This window comes from Streptomyces sp. NPDC047002, assembly GCF_040704505.1.
Taxonomy (GTDB): Bacteria; Actinomycetota; Actinomycetes; order Streptomycetales; family Streptomycetaceae; genus Streptomyces.
The window spans coordinates 26,322-43,201 of the sequence record NZ_JBEYWC010000048.1; the positions used below are offsets into that span (position 1 = coordinate 26,322).

The 16,880-nt window shown below is 70.3% G+C and carries 11 protein-coding genes; all 11 read left to right on the forward strand.

Annotated elements, in window-relative coordinates; genetic code table 11:
• Window positions 1-68: 68 nt before the first annotated feature.
• The 11 genes from acnA (at window position 69) to dxs (ending at window position 16,838) form a co-directional block, all read left to right on the forward strand.
• A complete protein-coding gene (gene acnA, locus AB0910_RS29845; RefSeq protein WP_366747779.1) occupies window positions 69-2,783 on the forward strand; it encodes an aconitate hydratase AcnA in 2,715 nt (904 codons plus the stop codon).
• Between the two features lie 121 nt (window positions 2,784-2,904).
• Window positions 2,905-4,494: an MFS transporter gene (locus AB0910_RS29850; protein ID WP_366747780.1), complete on the forward strand. Its 1,590-nt coding sequence runs from the start codon at window positions 2,905-2,907 to the stop codon at window positions 4,492-4,494.
• Between the two features lie 4 nt (window positions 4,495-4,498).
• Window positions 4,499-5,116 (forward strand): TetR family transcriptional regulator, encoded by a 618-nt coding sequence (locus tag AB0910_RS29855; RefSeq protein WP_366747781.1) that lies wholly within the window; start codon window positions 4,499-4,501, stop codon window positions 5,114-5,116.
• Window positions 5,117-6,279: 1,163 nt separating this feature from the next.
• Entirely contained in the window at window positions 6,280-7,728 is a 1,449-nt protein-coding gene (gene ngcE / locus AB0910_RS29860; RefSeq protein WP_366747782.1) for an N-acetylglucosamine/diacetylchitobiose ABC transporter substrate-binding protein, read from the forward strand.
• Window positions 7,729-7,868: 140 nt separating this feature from the next.
• Window positions 7,869-8,792, forward strand: a complete 924-nt coding sequence (locus tag AB0910_RS29865) for a sugar ABC transporter permease (RefSeq protein WP_366747783.1) — start codon at window positions 7,869-7,871, stop codon at window positions 8,790-8,792.
• Entirely contained in the window at window positions 8,792-9,709 is a 918-nt protein-coding gene (locus tag AB0910_RS29870; protein WP_366747784.1) for a carbohydrate ABC transporter permease, read from the forward strand. Before AB0910_RS29865 ends, AB0910_RS29870 begins: the two co-directional genes overlap by 1 nt.
• 215 nt (window positions 9,710-9,924) lie before the next feature.
• Complete coding sequence (locus tag AB0910_RS29875) at window positions 9,925-11,124, forward strand: ROK family transcriptional regulator (RefSeq protein WP_366747785.1); 1,200 nt, start codon at window positions 9,925-9,927, stop codon at window positions 11,122-11,124.
• A gap of 134 nt (window positions 11,125-11,258) precedes the next feature.
• On the forward strand, window positions 11,259-12,368 hold the full coding sequence (locus AB0910_RS29880; RefSeq protein WP_366747786.1) for a substrate-binding domain-containing protein: 1,110 nt from the start codon (window positions 11,259-11,261) through the stop codon (window positions 12,366-12,368).
• A gap of 217 nt (window positions 12,369-12,585) precedes the next feature.
• A complete protein-coding gene (locus tag AB0910_RS29885; protein WP_366747787.1) occupies window positions 12,586-13,374 on the forward strand; it encodes an ATP-binding cassette domain-containing protein in 789 nt (262 codons plus the stop codon).
• Window positions 13,371-14,660 carry a sugar ABC transporter permease gene (locus AB0910_RS29890; protein ID WP_366747788.1) on the forward strand — a complete coding sequence of 430 codons (1,290 nt, stop codon included), beginning with the start codon at window positions 13,371-13,373 and terminating at the stop codon, window positions 14,658-14,660. The genes AB0910_RS29885 and AB0910_RS29890 overlap by 4 nt, the downstream gene beginning before the upstream one ends.
• A gap of 261 nt (window positions 14,661-14,921) precedes the next feature.
• On the forward strand, window positions 14,922-16,838 hold the full coding sequence (dxs, locus tag AB0910_RS29895) for a 1-deoxy-D-xylulose-5-phosphate synthase (RefSeq protein WP_366747789.1): 1,917 nt from the start codon (window positions 14,922-14,924) through the stop codon (window positions 16,836-16,838).
• Window positions 16,839-16,880: the final 42 nt, after the last annotated feature.

Genomic DNA, 16,880 nt, shown 5'->3' on the forward strand with positions numbered 1-16,880 from the left:
TAGCGGATCGGTGACGACTCGTGGCGGCAGCATGGCGGTAGTACGCGCACATCAAGAAGGAGACTGTCGTGTCGGCCAACAGCTTCGACGCCCGCAGCACGCTGCGCGTGGGCGACGAGTCGTACGAGATCTTCCGGCTGGACAAGGTCGAGGGCTCCGCGCGCCTCCCTTACAGCCTGAAGGTGCTCCTGGAGAACCTGCTGCGCACCGAGGACGGTGCGAACATCACCGCGGACCACATCCGCGCGATCGGCGGCTGGGACTCCCAGGCGCAGCCCAGCCAGGAGATCCAGTTCACGCCCGCCCGGGTGATCATGCAGGACTTCACCGGTGTGCCGTGTGTCGTGGACCTCGCCACCATGCGCGAGGCCGTCAAGGACCTCGGCGGCGACCCGGCGAAGATCAACCCGCTGGCCCCCGCCGAGCTGGTCATCGACCACTCCGTGATCGCCGACAAGTTCGGCACGAGCAACGCCTTCCAGCAGAACGTCGAGCTGGAGTACGGCCGCAACAAGGAGCGCTACCAGTTCCTGCGCTGGGGCCAGACCGCCTTCGACGAGTTCAAGGTCGTCCCCCCGGGCACCGGCATCGTCCACCAGGTCAACATCGAGAAGCTCGCCCGCGTCGTGATGGTCCGCGACGGCAAGGCGTACCCCGACACCCTGGTCGGCACCGACTCGCACACCACCATGGTCAACGGCCTCGGCGTCCTCGGCTGGGGCGTCGGCGGCATCGAGGCCGAGGCCGCGATGCTCGGCCAGCCCGTGTCGATGCTCATCCCGCGCGTCGTCGGCTTCAAGCTGACGGGTGAGCTCACGCCCGGCACCACCGCGACCGACCTGGTGCTCACCATCACCGAGATGCTGCGCAAGCACGGCGTCGTCGGCAAGTTCGTCGAGTTCTACGGCGAGGGCGTCGCCGCGACCTCGCTCGCCAACCGCGCCACCATCGGCAACATGTCGCCGGAGTTCGGCTCCACCGCCGCGATCTTCCCGATCGACGACGAGACCCTGAACTACCTGCGCCTGACCGGCCGCAGCGACCAGCAGGTCGCGCTCGTCGAGGCGTACGCCAAGGAGCAGGGCCTCTGGCTCGACCCGAAGGCCGAGCCGGACTTCTCCGAGAAGCTGGAACTCGACCTCGCGACGGTCGTCCCGTCGATCGCAGGACCGAAGCGCCCGCAGGACCGCATCGTCCTGGCGAACGCCGCCGAGCAGTTCAAGACGGACGTCCGCAACTACGTGGACACCGTGGACGAGGCGGGCAAGGAGTCCTTCCCGGCCTCCGACGCCCCGGCCGCCGCCAACGGCGTCCCGTCCAACCCGGTCGGCGTCACCTCACCCGAGGGTGTGGCGTACGAGCTGGACCACGGCGCCGTCACCGTCGCCGCGATCACCTCCTGCACCAACACCTCGAACCCGTACGTCATGGTCGCCGCGGCGCTCGTGGCCAAGAAGGCGGTCGAGAAGGGCCTGACCCGCAAGCCGTGGGTCAAGACCACGCTCGCGCCCGGCTCCAAGGTCGTCACCGACTACTTCGACAAGGCGGGCCTCACCCCGTACCTCGACAAGGTCGGCTTCAACCTCGTCGGCTACGGCTGCACCACCTGCATCGGCAACTCGGGCCCGCTGCCCGAGGAGGTCTCCAAGGCGGTCAACGAGCACGACCTCGCGGTCACCGCGGTGCTCTCCGGCAACCGCAACTTCGAGGGCCGCATCAACCCCGACGTCAAGATGAACTACCTGGCGTCCCCGCCGCTGGTCGTCGCGTACGCGCTGGCCGGCTCGATGAAGACCGACATCACCAGGGACGCGCTCGGCCACGACGCCGAGGGCAACCCGGTCTTCCTCAAGGACGTCTGGCCCACCGAGGCGGAGGTGAACGAGGTCGTCGCCAACGCCATCGGCGAGGACATGTTCAACAAGTCCTACGCGGACGTCTTCGCGGGCGACGCCCAGTGGCAGGCGCTCCCCGTCCCGACGGGCAACACCTTCGAGTGGGACGCGGAGTCGACCTACGTCCGCAAGCCCCCGTACTTCGAGGGCATGGCGCACGAGCCGGCCCCGGTCGAGGACATCGCGGGCGCCCGCGTCCTGGCGAAGCTCGGCGACTCGGTCACCACCGACCACATCTCCCCGGCCGGCGCCATCAAGGCCGACACCCCGGCCGGCCAGTACCTCACGGAGCACGGCGTCGAGCGCCGCGACTTCAACAGCTACGGCTCGCGCCGCGGCAACCACGAGGTCATGATCCGCGGCACGTTCGCCAACATCCGCCTGCGCAACCAGATCGCGCCGGGCACCGAGGGCGGCTACACCCGCGACTTCACCCAGGCGGAAGCGCCGGTCTCCTTCATCTACGACGCCTCGCGCAACTACATCGAGCAGGGCATCCCGCTCGTCGTCCTCGCGGGCAAGGAGTACGGCTCCGGCTCCTCGCGAGACTGGGCCGCCAAGGGCACCGCCCTGCTGGGCGTCAAGGCCGTCATCGCCGAGTCCTACGAGCGCATCCACCGCTCCAACCTCATCGGCATGGGCGTCCTCCCGCTCCAGTTCCCCCAGGGCCAGAGCGCGGAGTCCCTCGGCCTCACCGGCGAGGAGACCTTCTCCTTCACCGGCGTGACCGGCCTCAACGACGGCTCCGTCCCGTCCACGGTCAAGGTCACCACCGACTCCGGCGTGGAGTTCGACGCGGTCGTCCGCATCGACACCCCCGGAGAGGCGGACTACTACCGCAACGGAGGCATCATGCAGTACGTCCTCCGCAGCCTCCTCCGCAAGTAACCCCCAGCCCCACCCCGGCGCCCCCGCACCCCACGGTGCGGGGGCGCCGTGTCGGGTTGCCGAGGGCGGGTGGTCATCGGGTGTAGACATCGGGTGTGGACGTGGGGCGTAGCCTGATTGTATGACCCATGGACTTCTGCGTCAGGACGCTCCGCCCGCACCCGTGCACCGGTTCCTCGTGCCGGGGCTCGTGTTCATGGGCATGGTGGTGGCGGTGGTCAGCAGCCTCGGGGCGCCGCTGATCCCGACCGTCGCGGAGACCGACCACATATCGGTGAACGACGCCCAGTGGGCGCTCACCGTGACCTTCCTGGTGGCCGCCGTCGCCACGCCGCTGACCGGGCGGCTGGGGGACGGGCCGCACCGGCGGCGGGTGATCATCGTGTCGCTCGCCGCCGTCATGCTGGGCGCGATCCTCGCCGCGCTGCCGCTCGGCTTCGCGTTCCTGCTGGTCGGGCGGGCGCTTCAGGGCATCGGCCTGGGGCTGACGCCGCTCGGCATCACCGCCGTGCGCGACGCGCTGCCCGCCGAGCGCGCGCGGCTGGCCGCGGCCGTGCTCTCGGTGACGACGGTCGCGGGCGTGGGCCTCGGCTACCCCGTCACCGGGCTCGTCGCCCAGTTCGGCGGGCTGCACGCCGCGTTCTGGTTCGGCGCCGTCGTCAGCGCGCTCGGGCTGGTGGTCGCCGCCGTCGTCGTACCGTCCTCGGCGCACCGGCCCCGCCGGCCCGTCGACCTGCCGGGCGCCGTGCTGCTGGGCGCCGCCCTCGTCGGGATGCTGCTCTCGCTGAGCGAGGGCGAGAGCTGGGGGTGGACCTCGCCGCTGCTGATCTGCGTCGTCACCGGCTCGGTCCTGGTGCTCGCCGGCTGGGTCGTACGGGAGCTGCTCGCCGCCCACCCGCTCGTCGACCTGCGCCTGCTGCGCCGCCCCTCCATCCTCACCGCCGACGTCTCGGCGCTGCTCGCGGGCGTCGGGATGTACCTGCTGATCTCGCTGGTGACGCGCTTCGTCCAGACCCCGGTCGGCAGCGGGTACGGCCTCGGCGCCTCCGTCTTCGTCGCGGGCCTCGTCCTCGTGCCGTTCTCCGCGGCGAGCGTCGTCGCCACCCGGATCACCCGCGCCCTGGCGGCCCGGATCCCCGCGGGCGCCGCCCTCGCGCTCGGCGCCGCCGTGATGCTGCTCGCCATGGCGGTGTTCAGCTGCGCCCGCTCCACCATGGTGGAGGTCCTCGTCGTGATGGCGCTCGCCGGCCTCGGCGTGGGCGCGATCTTCGCGGTCATGCCCGGTCTCATCGTGGGCTCGGTGCCGGCGCAGGAGACCGGCAGCGCCACCAGTTTCAACCAGGTCATCAGGTACATCGGCTACGCGGCCGGCAGTACCATGAGCGCCGTGGTGCTGGAGGCCCACACCGCCAGGGGGCGCGACCTGCCGAGCGGCGCGGGCTACACCGACGGAGGGCTGATCGCGTGCGCGATGTGGATCGCCACCGCACTCGCCGCCGTCATGCTGCCCAGGCTGCGCGCCCGCGTCGCGACGGCCGCGGGGAGCACCGGCGCACCGGACGCGCCGTCCGCCGCCGCGGACCCCGTCCTCGCCGACGAGGGCCTCGCCGGTGCGGTGCCCGCCACCCCCGACCTGCCCCCGGCCGGCGGCCCGCGCTCGCGCGCCATGGAGGGCGCGGCCCCCGCCCCGTACGACCCCAGCGAGGACTGACCCCGTGACCGAGCCGACCGGGCCGCGGCCCGCCGCCGAGACCGCACCGCCCGCCGCGGGCGGCCCCGCAGCCGAGGGGCGCCCCGCGCCGCGCCGCCGGGACGCGGCGGCCAGCCGCGAGCGGCTGCTGCGGGCCGCCGGTGAGCTGTTCGGCGAGCGGGGCTACGACCGCACCACCGCCAGGGACATCGGCGAGCGCGCCGGGGTCGACCCGGCGATGATCGCCCGCTACTTCGGCGGCAAGGCGCTGCTGTTCGTGGCCGTCCTGCGGGCCGAGGACCGGTCGGAGAGCTTCGCCGACCTCTTCGACGCCGACCGCCTCGCCGGGCTGGTCGCCCGCTTCGACCGGCAGGGCCCCGGACCCGTCGCGCAGGTGGCGGTGCGGCCCTACGAGGACCCGGACGCGCACGCCGCGGCCGCGGCCGAGCTGGACCGCAGGGTCGTGGGGCCGCTGCGGGAGCGCTTCGCGCAGGAGGACGAGGAACAGGCCGCCCTGCGCGCTGAATTGCTCACAGCCGCGTTCGTCGGCGTCGTCCTCGCGCGCCGCGCCGGCACCCTGCCGCACCTCGCCGCGGCCGACAGGGACGAGCTGCTGCCGCTGATCCGCCGCCTCCTGGACTGACGGGCGCCGCGCCTGCGGGCCCCGGCTCGGCCGGGCCCGCGCCGTCAGCTCAGCAGGCCCCGCCGCCGCGCCCGCTGACGGTCCAGGCCCATACGACGCAGGCGAGGCCGAACAACGCCAGAACCGCGCACAGCACCGTGTACGCCCCCTGGAACACCATGACGCGCCCCCTCGGCGTGACAGATCGGTGCGGTCCCCGGCACCGGGGCCCCGGGAGACCATTGTCCTCCCTTACGGAGGCCGTGTCCCCACGGTTCAGCGCTCCACACCTCCGATTGCGGTCGCTCCGCCGCTCGTTCACCGTCCGTTCAGTGAACCGAACCTTCCGACCGGCCACCCGCCGGGGCGCCCGCGCGCCGCCGCACCGGCGGCGGCGCGGCGGCCGGTGCCGCCCCCCGGCCCCCTGCGCCGAGTCCTCCGTGGACCCTTGCGCGGACCCTCGGCGGCCCTCCGGATCCCCTCCCACCACGTGCTCGGCCCCTTTTCCATGATCCGTAAAGGGAAAGGCGGATCGACGAATACCGGTGGCGGGGAAACGTGGGGGAGGGGGATTCATCGAGCCAACGCCCCTTTCCTGCCTTTCCCGTCTTCCCCTCCCCTTCTCCCGCCCTCCCATCCCTTTGGGGACGCTTTGCCCGCGCTGTATGCGCCCGGCGTGTTTCCCCGGCGTTCGGCATACCGTCCGTACCGGGCGGGACCGAGCCCCGGAAGCCGGGGTGCGAGGCATGATCGACATCCGAAGGGGCCGTGCTGTCAAGGGTGTTGCGGAGGGAAGATGTCGTGAAACCGGGAATTCCGGATGCGATTCGGACCGGAACATTCCCTCATCGCTCCACATTTCTGTGAGGTCTCGAACAGGGAAAGACTGCCGTCCAACTTTGCTTTCGATCTTGCTCACCCGGCGGGAAGTGGACTATACCTGTCGGCGTCCGCCCTGGTGTTTTCGCTGTGCAGACGGGGCCGGGGGGAGGACCCGGGTGGACTCTGCCCGCATTCCGCGGGGCGGAAGCGGACCGCGCCCCGCTGCGGTCCACCGCCCGTGCACACCCGGGCACCCGGCACGACCAGCTTCATAGACCCGCGGTGGCGGGGCCTTCGCCTCAGACGAGAAGGACGGCCGCGCGGCACACCGCCTGAGTCCTGGAGAAGGCGAGGACTTGAGCATGGCATCCACCTCCGCTCAAAGCGACGGGGGCCTCGGCCGCCGCGACGTGATCAAGCGGTCGGCGGCGCTCGGCGTGATCGGCGTGCCGGCGGTGAGCTTCCTGAGCGCCTGCGCGAGCGGCGGCGGGGACGACGGCGCGAGCAAGCCCGACAAGGGGAAGACGAGCGCGAAGAACCCGCTCGGGGTCAACGACACCGCCCCGCTCGACTTCGTGATCTTCGACGGCGGCTTCGGCACCGAGTACGCCAAGGACGCCACCGCGCTCTACCGCAAGAGCTTCCCCAAGGCGAAGATCAGCCTCACGCCCACCCAGAAGATCCAGACCCAGCTCCAGCCCCGCTTCAACGGAGGCACCCCGCCCGACCTGATCGACAACTCCGGTGCCGAGCAGATGGACATGGGCGTCCTCGTGGGGCAGAAGCAGCTCGCCGACCTCACCCCGCTGATGGACGCGCCCTCGATCGACGACCCGTCCAAGAAGGTCCGCGACACCCTGCGCCCCGGCGTCCTTGAGATGGGCCAGTTCAACGGCGCGCCGGTCTACGTCATGAACTACGCGTACACGGTCTACGGCGTCTGGTACTCGCAGACCGCGCTCGACCGCTTCGACGCGCAGTACCCCGAGACCTGGGACGACATGCTGGCGCTGTGCGCCAAGGCCAAGAAGAAGGGCGTCGCCGGCTGGACGTACGCGGGCAAGTACCCGTACTACATCCCCTTCTCGCTGTTCCCGTTCATCGGCAAGATCGGCGGCCGCGAGGTACTCGACGCGATCGACAACCTGGAGCCGAACTGCTGGAAGGCGCCCGCCGTGAAGGCCGCCTTCGACGCGTACTACGAGCTGTACGCCAAGGGGTACATCCTCAAGGGCACCCCGGGGCTCGACCACATCCAGTCGCAGACCGCGTGGACCCAGTACAAGGCGCTGTTCATCCCCAACGGCTCCTGGGTGGAGAACGAGGCGGCGAAGACCACGCCCAAGGACTTCCGGATGAAGGTCTCCGCGCCCTCCGGCCTCGACGCCCACGACAAGCTGCCCTTCGGCACCCTCTGGGCCGCGGGCGGCGAGCCGTACATCGTCCCCGCGAAGGCGAAGAACCCGCTCGGCGGGATGGAGCAGCTGCGCATCATGCTCAGCGAGGCGTCCTCGCGGAACTTCACGCAGAAGGTGAAGTCGCTCAGCTCCTTCGACGGCGGGACCGAGGGACTCACGCTCACCAGCGCCCTCCAGTCCGGCGTGGACGCGCTGAAGAAGGCGGGCTCCAACGTCCTCAACCCCCGCCTCCAGGACTGGTACGTCGACCTGATGAAGCAGAAGATCGGCGTCGGCGCGCTCGGCGAGATGATGGCAGGCCGGATGACCCCGGCCGAATGCGTCAAGAAGTGCCAGGAGTTCACCGACGCGGCGGCCAAGGACTCGTCCATCACCCACTACAAGCACCAGTAGGGCGGTACGGCCGCGGGGGCGCCAGGAGCGCGCCCGCGCCGGGGCCGTACCGGGTCCCCGGCCGCCGCGGTGCCTGGCAGCTCCCAGGCACCGCGGCGCGCCGTCGGGCGGTGTCCGCACAGGATTCGGGGTCGGGAGACATGCAGCACGGCAAGTACCGGTTCATCGCGGGGTTCCTGATCGTGCCCCTGGCGTTGTACGCCATCTTCGTCGTCTGGCCGTTCATCCAGTCGATCTACTACTCGTTCACCGACTGGACCGGGCTCAGCCCCCGGTTCTCGGTGACGGGGCTCGACAACTACCGGCGGATGATCCACGACAGCACGTTCTGGGCGTCCTTCCGGCACAGTGTGGTCTATGTGCTGGTGCTCCCCGTGGTGGTGCTGGCGATCGCCCTGTTCCTGTCCTTCATGCTCAACGTCGGCGGCCGCAGGCGCAGGGGCGCCGCGGTCTCCGGCGTCCAGGGCGCGCCCTTCTACAAGATCGTGTACTTCTTCCCGCAGGTGCTCTCCATCGCCATCGTGGCCCTGCTGTTCCAGTTCCTCTACAACCCCGACAGCGGCGCGCTCAACGCCTTCCTCGGCGCGGTCGGCCTCGACAGTGTGCAGCCCGAGTGGCTCGGCGACCCGGGGCTCGCGCTGTGGTGCGTGATGGCGGTCCTGATGTGGAGCCAGATCGGCTTCTTCGTGGTGCTGTTCTCGGCCGGCATGTCGTCCATCCCGAAGGACTTCTACGAGGCGGCGCTGCTCGACGGCGCCGGCCGGGCCACCACGTTCTTCCGGATCACCCTGCCGCTGCTGTGGGACACCGTGCAGTCGGGCTGGGTCTACATGGGGGTGCTGTCCCTGGGCGCCGAGGCGTTCGCGGTCACCCAGATCATGACCGTGGGTCCCGGCGGGCCCGCCGATTCCACCAACGTCCTGAGCCTGTACGTCTACCAGAAGGCGTTCCGCGACGGCCAGGCCGGCTACGCGACCTCGATCGGTGTCGCCCTGCTCGTGATCACCCTGGTCTTCGCCGCCGGTGTGCTGCGCCTGGGCCGACGCGAACGGCTGGAGTACTGATGACGACCGACGCCTCCCCCCAGCCCGCCGAGGCCGCGACGCCCGCGCCCGGGCCGGGCCCCGCGCCCCGCGGCGCGGACCGCGAGAAGAAGACCGGCGGGGTGCTGAACGTCTTCTCCCACGGCATCCTGGTGCTCTGGGCCGTCCTGGTGGTGATGCCGCTGCTGTGGGCGGTGATGACGTCGTTCAAGGACGACAAGTCCATCTTCACCTCGCCCTGGTCGCTCCCCGACCACCTGCACTTCGAGAACTGGTCGCGCGCCTGGGAGCAGGCGCACATGAGCGACTACTTCCTCAACACCGTGATCATCGTCGCCTGTTCGCTCTTCGGCACGCTGCTGCTCGGCTCGATGGCGGCGTACGTGCTGGCGCGGTTCGAGTTCCCCGGCAACAGGTTCATCTACTTCCTGTTCATCGGCGGGATGAGCTTCCCGGTGATCCTCGCGCTCGTGCCGCTGTTCTACGTGATGCAGAACCTGGCGATCCTCAACACCATCCACGGGCTGATCCTGGTCTACATCGCGTACTCGCTGCCGTTCACGGTCTTCTTCCTCACGTCCTTCTTCCGGACGCTGCCGACCTCGGTCGCCGAGGCCGCGATCATCGACGGCGCCTCGCACACCCGCACGTTCTTCCAGGTCATGCTGCCGATGGCGCGGCCCGGACTGATCAGCGTGGGGATCTTCAACTTCCTCGGGCAGTGGAACCAGTACCTGCTGCCCACGGTCCTGAACACCAGCCCCGACCACAAGGTCCTCTCCCAGGGCCTGGTCGAACTCGCCACGAGCCAGGGGTACAAGGGCGACTACTCGGGCCTGTTCGCCGGGCTGGTGATGGCGATGCTGCCGGTGCTCGCCGCCTACATCGTCTTCCAGCGGCAGGTGGTCGCGGGACTGACCGCGGGCGCGTTGAAATAGAGTCAGGCGCGAAACGCCCACCGGCCGCGGTCGGCGGGCGTTTCGCCGTGTTCCAGGTGTTTCGTCCCCACCGGCGTCGCTCAAGGTCTTGACGGGAGGCTGCACCAAACGCTGAGCTTAGGGTTCACAAGTTGGAGATACGTCGGGGTCTCAGTGACGCGGCCCCGCGGCAGGCGGCCGTCGCGCCGCCCGCCAGGGGCAGGAGTGGATGAGCCGTGGAGACTCCGGGGTCGCAGTCGTCGCTGCACCGGGCCAACCTCGAACGCGTCGTGCGCGCGGTGCGCATGGCCGGTTCGCTGACGCAGGCCGAGATCGCCAGGAGCACCGGCCTGTCCGCCGCCACGGTCTCCAACATCGTCCGGGAGCTCAAGGACGGCGGCACGGTCGAGGTGACCCCCACCTCGGCGGGCGGGCGCAGGGCCCGCAGCGTCTCGCTCAGCGCCGACGCGGGCATCGTGCTCGGCGTCGACTTCGGCCACACCCACCTGCGCGTCGCGGTCGGCAACCTCGCCCACCAGGTGCTCGCGGAGGAGTCGGAGCCGCTCGACGTCGACGCCTCGTACGCGGACGGCTTCGGCCGGGCCGAGACCCTGGTCGAGCGGCTGATCACGACCACCGGCATCGACCGCACGAAGATCGTCGGGGCCGGGCTCGGCGTCCCGGGCCCGATCGACGTCGAGTCGGGCACGCTCGGCTCCACCGCCATACTCCCGGGCTGGAGCGGCATCAACCCGAGCGAGGAGCTGGCCGCGCGCCTCGGCGTCCCGGTGTACGTGGACAACGATGCCAACCTCGGGGCACTCGGCGAGATGGTGTGGGGCAGCGGTCGGGGCGTGCGGGACCTCGCGTACATCAAGGTCGCCAGCGGTGTCGGCGCCGGCCTCGTCATCGACGGCACGATCTACCGGGGCCCCGGCGGAACCGCGGGCGAGATCGGGCACATCACCCTGGACGAGGCGGGGCCCGTGTGCCGCTGCGGCAACCGCGGGTGCCTGGAGACCTTCACCGCGGCCCGCTACGTCCTGCCGCTCCTCCAGCCCAGCCACGGCACGGAGCTGACCATGGAGCGGGTGGTCCAGCTGGCGCGCGAGGGCGACCCCGGCTGCCGCCGGGTCGTCGCCGACGTCGGCCGGCACGTCGGCAGCGGCGTCGCCAACCTGTGCAACCTCCTGAACCCCTCCAGGGTGGTGCTCGGCGGCGATCTGGCGGAGGCTGGGGAACTGGTGCTCGCGCCCATCAGGGAGTCCGTGTCGCGCTACGCCATCCCCAGTGCGGCCCGCCGGCTCTCCGTGCTCCCCGGCGCCCTGGGCGGCCGGGCCGAGGTGCTCGGCGCGCTGGCCCTCGTACTGAGTGAAATGGGCGATTCGACCCTGCTGGAAAGCGCCCTTCCGGCCTCCACGCCTGCCTTCACTTAGATAACGAATGGCACCGTTGTCATCTCGTTAAGGATTTACTCCTTGACGCCGCCCGTTTGGCCGAGTTGACTTCCTGCCACCTCGGCCGCAGCGACGCGGCCTCGTCAGGGAGGTTTTTCGAAGTGAACGCTCAGATGCGTCGTGCTGCGATGGCCGCGTCGGCCACCGCGATGGCCGTCCTTCTCGCCGCCTGCGGCAGCGCCAAGCAGTCCGGCGGCAGCGGTGGGGACTCCGGCAAGAAGAAGTCCTCCTCGGACGCCATCACGGTCGGTCTGCTGCTCCCGGAGAACAAGACCGCGCGCTACGAGGCGCTCGACCGCCCGCTGATAACCCAGCGCATAGCCGACCTCACCAACGGCAAGGGCAAGGTCGTCTACGAGAACGCCCAGCAGGACGCGACGACCCAGACCCAGCAGATGTCCACGCTGATCACCCGCAAGGTCGACGTGATCATCCTGGACTCGGTGGACTCGAAGTCGATCGCCTCCTCGGTCCAGAAGGCCAAGGACCAGGGCATCCCGGTCGTCGCCTACGACCGCCTCGCGGACGGCCCCGTCGACGCGTACACCTCCTTCGACAACACCGAGGTCGGCCGCGTCCAGGCCAACGCCCTGGTCAAGCAGCTCGGCTCGAAGGCCAAGAGCGGCAAGATCGTGATGATGAACGGCGCCATCACGGACCCGAACGCGAAGCTGTTCAAGAACGGCGCGCTGCCGATCCTCCAGAAGGCCACGAGCATCGGCAAGCAGTACGACACCCAGGACTGGGACCCGAACAACGCCAACGCCAACATGGCGGCGGCCATCCAGGCCCTCGGCAAGAGCAACATCGTCGGCGTCTACTCCGCCAACGACGACATGGCGGGCGCCATCATCCAGGCCATGAAGTCCGCGGGCATGGACCCGGAGAAGATCCCGGTCACCGGCCAGGACTCCACGCTCACCGGTGTCCAGCGCATCCTCTCGGGCACGCAGTTCATGAGCGTCTACAAGTCCTACCCGCAGGAGGCGTCGATCGCCGGCCAGCTGGCCGTCGCGCTCGCCCAGGGCAAGTCCGTCGACTCCATCGCGCCGGACAGCAGCAACAGCGACACCACGAAGAACGTGCCCACCAAGATCGTCCCGGTGGTCGCCCTGACCAAGTCCAACATCAAGGACACGGTCCTGAAGGACAAGATCTACAAGGTCTCGGACATCTGCACCCCGACCTACGCCGCCGCCTGCAAGGCCAACGGCCTCCAGTGACCCGGCCGTGAGGGCGCGGGGACCCGGTCCCCGCGAGCTCACCACAGCCTGTCCGGCGCCCCGCTCGACCAACGCCCCGCAAGCAGCAGCGGCGGGGCGCCGGACGGAACTCCCCACACCCTGCCGCCGCGTACCGGCGGCGGGCTCGCGCATGTTCTGCTCGACCTCCGCGCCACACCCCCGGCGCGGCATCCCCGCCGGTCAGGCGGCGAAGGAGATGGTTCACGTGACCGCTACGCCCGTGCTGGCGTTGCGAGGGGTCTACAAGCGGTTCGGTGCCGTACAGGCGCTCACCGACGTCGACCTTGAGATCCATGCCGGCGAGGTGGTCGCCCTGGTGGGCGACAACGGCGCCGGAAAGTCCACGCTGGTCAAGACGATCGCCGGCGTGCACCCCATCGACGAGGGCGTCATCGAGTGGGAGGGCGACAAGGTCTCCGTCGACCGGCCGCAGGACGCCCAGCACCTGGGCATCGCGACCGTCTACCAGGACCTCGCGCTCGCCGACAACATCGACGTCGTGGGCAACCTCTTCCTCGGCCGGGAGATCCGCCGCTGGGGCGTGCTCAACGAGGTCGAGATGGAGCGCCGCTCGCGCGAGCTCCTCGACTCGCTCTCCATCCGCATCCCGAGCGTGCGCATCCCGATCGCCTCGCTCTCCGGCGGTCAGCGCCAGGTCGTGGCGATCGCCCGCTCGATGCTCGGCGAGCCCAAGCTCGTGATCCTCGACGAGCCCACCGCCGCGCTCGGCGTCGAGCAGACCGCCCAGGTGCTCGACCTGGTCGAGCGGCTGCGCGCCCGCGGCCTCGCCGTCCTGCTCATCAGCCACAACATGGCCGACGTGAAGGCGGTCGCCGACCGGGTCGCGGTCCTGCGCCTCGGCGGCAACAACGGCGTCTTCGACGTCAGGACCACGTCGCAGGAAGAAATCATCGCCGCCATCACCGGCGCCACGGACAACGCCGTGACCCGGCGCGCGTCCCGTACCGCGGAGGTTCAGAAGTGAGCATCGACAAGACCTCCGCGCCACGGCACGAGGCCGTCGACGCGCCGGAGGCCGCCCAGGGCGCCGTCACGGCCGTCGACCCCCGGCTGCTCGTGCAGGAGCAGGGCATCGGCGGGTACGTCACCGAGTTCAAGCGCAAGATCAAGGCCGGTGAGCTGGGTTCCATACCCGTCATCATCGGTCTGATCCTGATCGCCGCGATCTTCACCAGCCTCAACTCCAGCTTCCTCGGGGCCGGGAACATCACCGACATCCTCGTGCAGATGAGCGGTACGGGGCTGATCGCCACCGGCATCGTCTTCGTGCTGCTGCTGGGCGAGATCGACCTCTCGGTCGGCTCGGTCAGCGGCCTGGCGAGCGCCATCTTCGCGGTGCTCGGCGTCACGCACGGGATGAACAACGTCCTGGCCCTGATCATCGCGCTGGCCTCCGGCGCGGTCGCGGGCGCCATCCACGGCTTCTTCTTCGCCCGCATCGGCGTCCCCGCGTTCGCCGTGACCCTGGCGGGCCTGCTGTTCTGGAGCGGCCTGATGCTCCAGGTGCTCGGCCCGGCCGGCACCATCAACATCCCGAACGACAACATCGTCTACAAGCTGGAGAACTACTTCTTCAGCGACGTGGCGGCGGCCTACATCCTGGCCGTCGTGGCGGTGGCCGTCTACTTCTGGGCGTCGTTCGCGCAGAACCGCAGCAGGCAGAAGGCCGGCATCCCCGCGCGCCCGCTGAGTGACACCATCCTGCGCACGGTCCTCGTCGCCATCGCCGCCTTCGGCGTCGCGATCATCTTCAACCAGTACAAGGGCCTGCCGCTGGCGGTCGTGATCTTCATCGGCCTGCTGGTGATCACCGACTTCGTGCTCCGCAGGACCACGTACGGCCGGAAGATCTTCGCGCTCGGCGGCAGCGTCGAGGCGTCGCGCCGCGCCGGTATCAACGTGACCCTGATCCGGATCTCGGTCTTCACGATCTCCGGCGGCTTCGCGGCGCTCGGCGGCCTGTTCCTCGCCTCGCAGATCGCCGCGGCCAACCAGGGCGCCGGCGCGGGCAACCTGCTGATGAACTCGATCGCCGCGGCGGTCATCGGCGGCACCAGCCTCTTCGGCGGCCGCGGCCGGACGTGGAACGCCCTGCTGGGTGTCCTCGTGATCATCTCCATCCAGGTCGGCCTGGGCATCCAGGGCGTCGCCGCGCCCATCGTGTCCATGGTCACCGGCGCCGTCCTGCTGGCCACCGTGGTCATCGACGCGATCACCAGGAAGACGCAGAGGAGCGCGGGTCGCGCCTGACCGCGGTCCCGCAGCCCGTGCCCGGCGCCCCGCAGGCGCCGGGCACCGGCATGTCCTGGGCGCGTGCCCCCGCCGGAGACCGGCGGGGGCACGCGTGTTCGAACAATGATGCACAAGAGCTCCGTCCCCGCAAGGGATTCCCGCTCTTCGCAGTCGATGGTGTGACGCACAAACGCGCCGCCCGGCCGACGCCGCCTCCGGCGGAACATTAGAATCAGCGGATCGGCAGAGCTCGACCGGTTCAATCGCAAGGAGGCACGGGTGCCGTTGCTGACCCACATCAAGGGACCGCGGGATCTGGACCGCCTCGACCCCGAGCAGCTCAGGCAGCTCGCGGACGAGATCAGGACGTTCCTCGTCGACGCGGTCTCCAAGACCGGCGGCCACCTCGGGCCCAATCTGGGGGTCGTGGAACTCACCATCGCGCTCCACCGGGTGTACGACTCGCCGAACGACAGAATCCTGTTCGACACCGGCCACCAGTCCTACGTGCACAAGCTCCTCACCGGACGTCAGGACTTCGCCGGGCTCAAGGGCAAGGGCGGCCTCTCCGGCTACCCCTCGCGCGCCGAGTCCGAGCACGACGTGATCGAGAACTCGCACGCCAGCACGGTCCTCGGCTGGGCCGACGGACTCGCCAAGGCCAACCGCGTCCTGAAGAAGGACGACAGCGTGGTCGCCGTCATCGGCGACGGCGCGCTGACCGGCGGCATGGCCTGGGAGGCGCTCAACAACATCGCCGCGGCCAAGGACCGCCCGCTCGTCATCGTCGTCAACGACAACGAGTGGTCGTACGCGCGCACCACCGGCGGCCTCGCCAACCACCTCGCGACCCTGCGCATCTCCGACGGCTACGAGCGCTTCCTCGCCCGCGGCAAGGACCTCCTCGAGCGCACCCCGGTCGTCGGCAGGCCGCTCTACGAGACCCTGCACGGCGCCAAGAAGGGCCTGAAGGACTTCGTCGCCCCGCAGGGCATGTTCGAGGACCTCGGGCTCAAGTACATGGGGCCGATCGACGGCCACGACGTCGAAGCGGTCGAATCGGCACTGATGCGGGCGAAACGCTTCGGCGGGCCCGTCATCGTCCACTGCATCACCGAGAAGGGCCGCGGCTACACCCCGGCGGAGCAGGACCCGACCGACCGCTTCCACGGGATCGGGCCGATCCACCCGGACACCGGCCTGCCGATCTCGGCGGGCGGCGCCGACTGGACCTCCGTGTTCGGCGAGGAGATGCTCAAACTCGGCCGGGAGCGCGACGACATCGTCGCCATCACCGCCTCGATGCTGCACCCGGTCGGCCTGACCAAGTTCGCCGAGGCGTTCCCCGACCGCGTCTACGACGTCGGCATCGCCGAGCAGCACGGCGCGGTCTCCGCCGCCGGCCTCGCGACGGCCGGTCTGCACCCCGTCTTCGCGGTCTACGCGACCTTCCTCAACCGCGCCTTCGACCAGGTCCTCATGGACGTCGCGCTGCACCGCTGCGGCGTCACCTTCGCGCTCGACCGCGCCGGCATCACCGGCACCGACGGCCCCTCGCACAACGGCATGTGGGACATGTCGATGCTCCAGGTCGTGCCGGGCCTCAGGATCGCCGCGCCGCGCGACGCCGACCAGGTGCGCGCCCAGCTGCGCGAGGCCGTGCAGGTCGAGGACGCGCCGACCGTGGTGCGGTACTCCAAGGGCGCCGTGGGCCCCGCCGTCGCCGCGGTCGGCAGGGTCGGCGGCATGGACGTGCTGCACCGCCCCGCAGGGGACACCGGCACGCCCGACGTGCTCCTCGTCTCGGTGGGCGCCCTCGCGCCGATGTGCCTCGAAGTCGCCGCACTCCTGGACAAGCAGGGCATCTCGACCACCGTGGTCGACCCGCGCTGGGTCAAGCCCGTCGACGAGGAGATGGTGCCCCTCGCCGAGCGCCACCGCGTCGTGGTCACCGTCGAGGACAACATCCGCACCGGGGGCGTCGGCGCCTCGATCGCGCAGGCCCTCAGGGACGCCGGAGTCGACATGCCGCTGCGGGACTTCGGCATCCCCGAGCGGTTCCTCCAGCACGCCTCCCGCAAGGAGATCATGGCCGAGATCGGCCTGACGGCACCCGACATCGCGCGCCAGGTGACCGGCCTGGTCGCGCGCCTCGACGGCAGGCTGGTGGAGACGGGCGAGATCGCCCGCGACTGACGGCGCCCCCCCGCGGCCGCCGGGCGTACGGTCCCTGCCCGT

Excerpts from the sequence above, each read along its gene's own strand:
- ngcE (WP_366747782.1), top strand. The coding sequence starts at position 6,280 with ATGGCATCCACCTCCGCTCAAAGCGACGGGGGCCTCGGCCGCCGCGAC.
- AB0910_RS29885 (WP_366747787.1), top strand. The coding sequence starts at position 12,586 with ATGGTTCACGTGACCGCTACGCCCGTGCTGGCGTTGCGAGGGGTCTAC.
- AB0910_RS29870 (WP_366747784.1), top strand. The coding sequence starts at position 8,792 with ATGACGACCGACGCCTCCCCCCAGCCCGCCGAGGCCGCGACGCCCGCG.
- AB0910_RS29865 (WP_366747783.1), top strand. The coding sequence starts at position 7,869 with ATGCAGCACGGCAAGTACCGGTTCATCGCGGGGTTCCTGATCGTGCCC.
- AB0910_RS29850 (WP_366747780.1), top strand. The coding sequence starts at position 2,905 with ATGACCCATGGACTTCTGCGTCAGGACGCTCCGCCCGCACCCGTGCAC.
- AB0910_RS29880 (WP_366747786.1), top strand. The coding sequence starts at position 11,259 with ATGCGTCGTGCTGCGATGGCCGCGTCGGCCACCGCGATGGCCGTCCTT.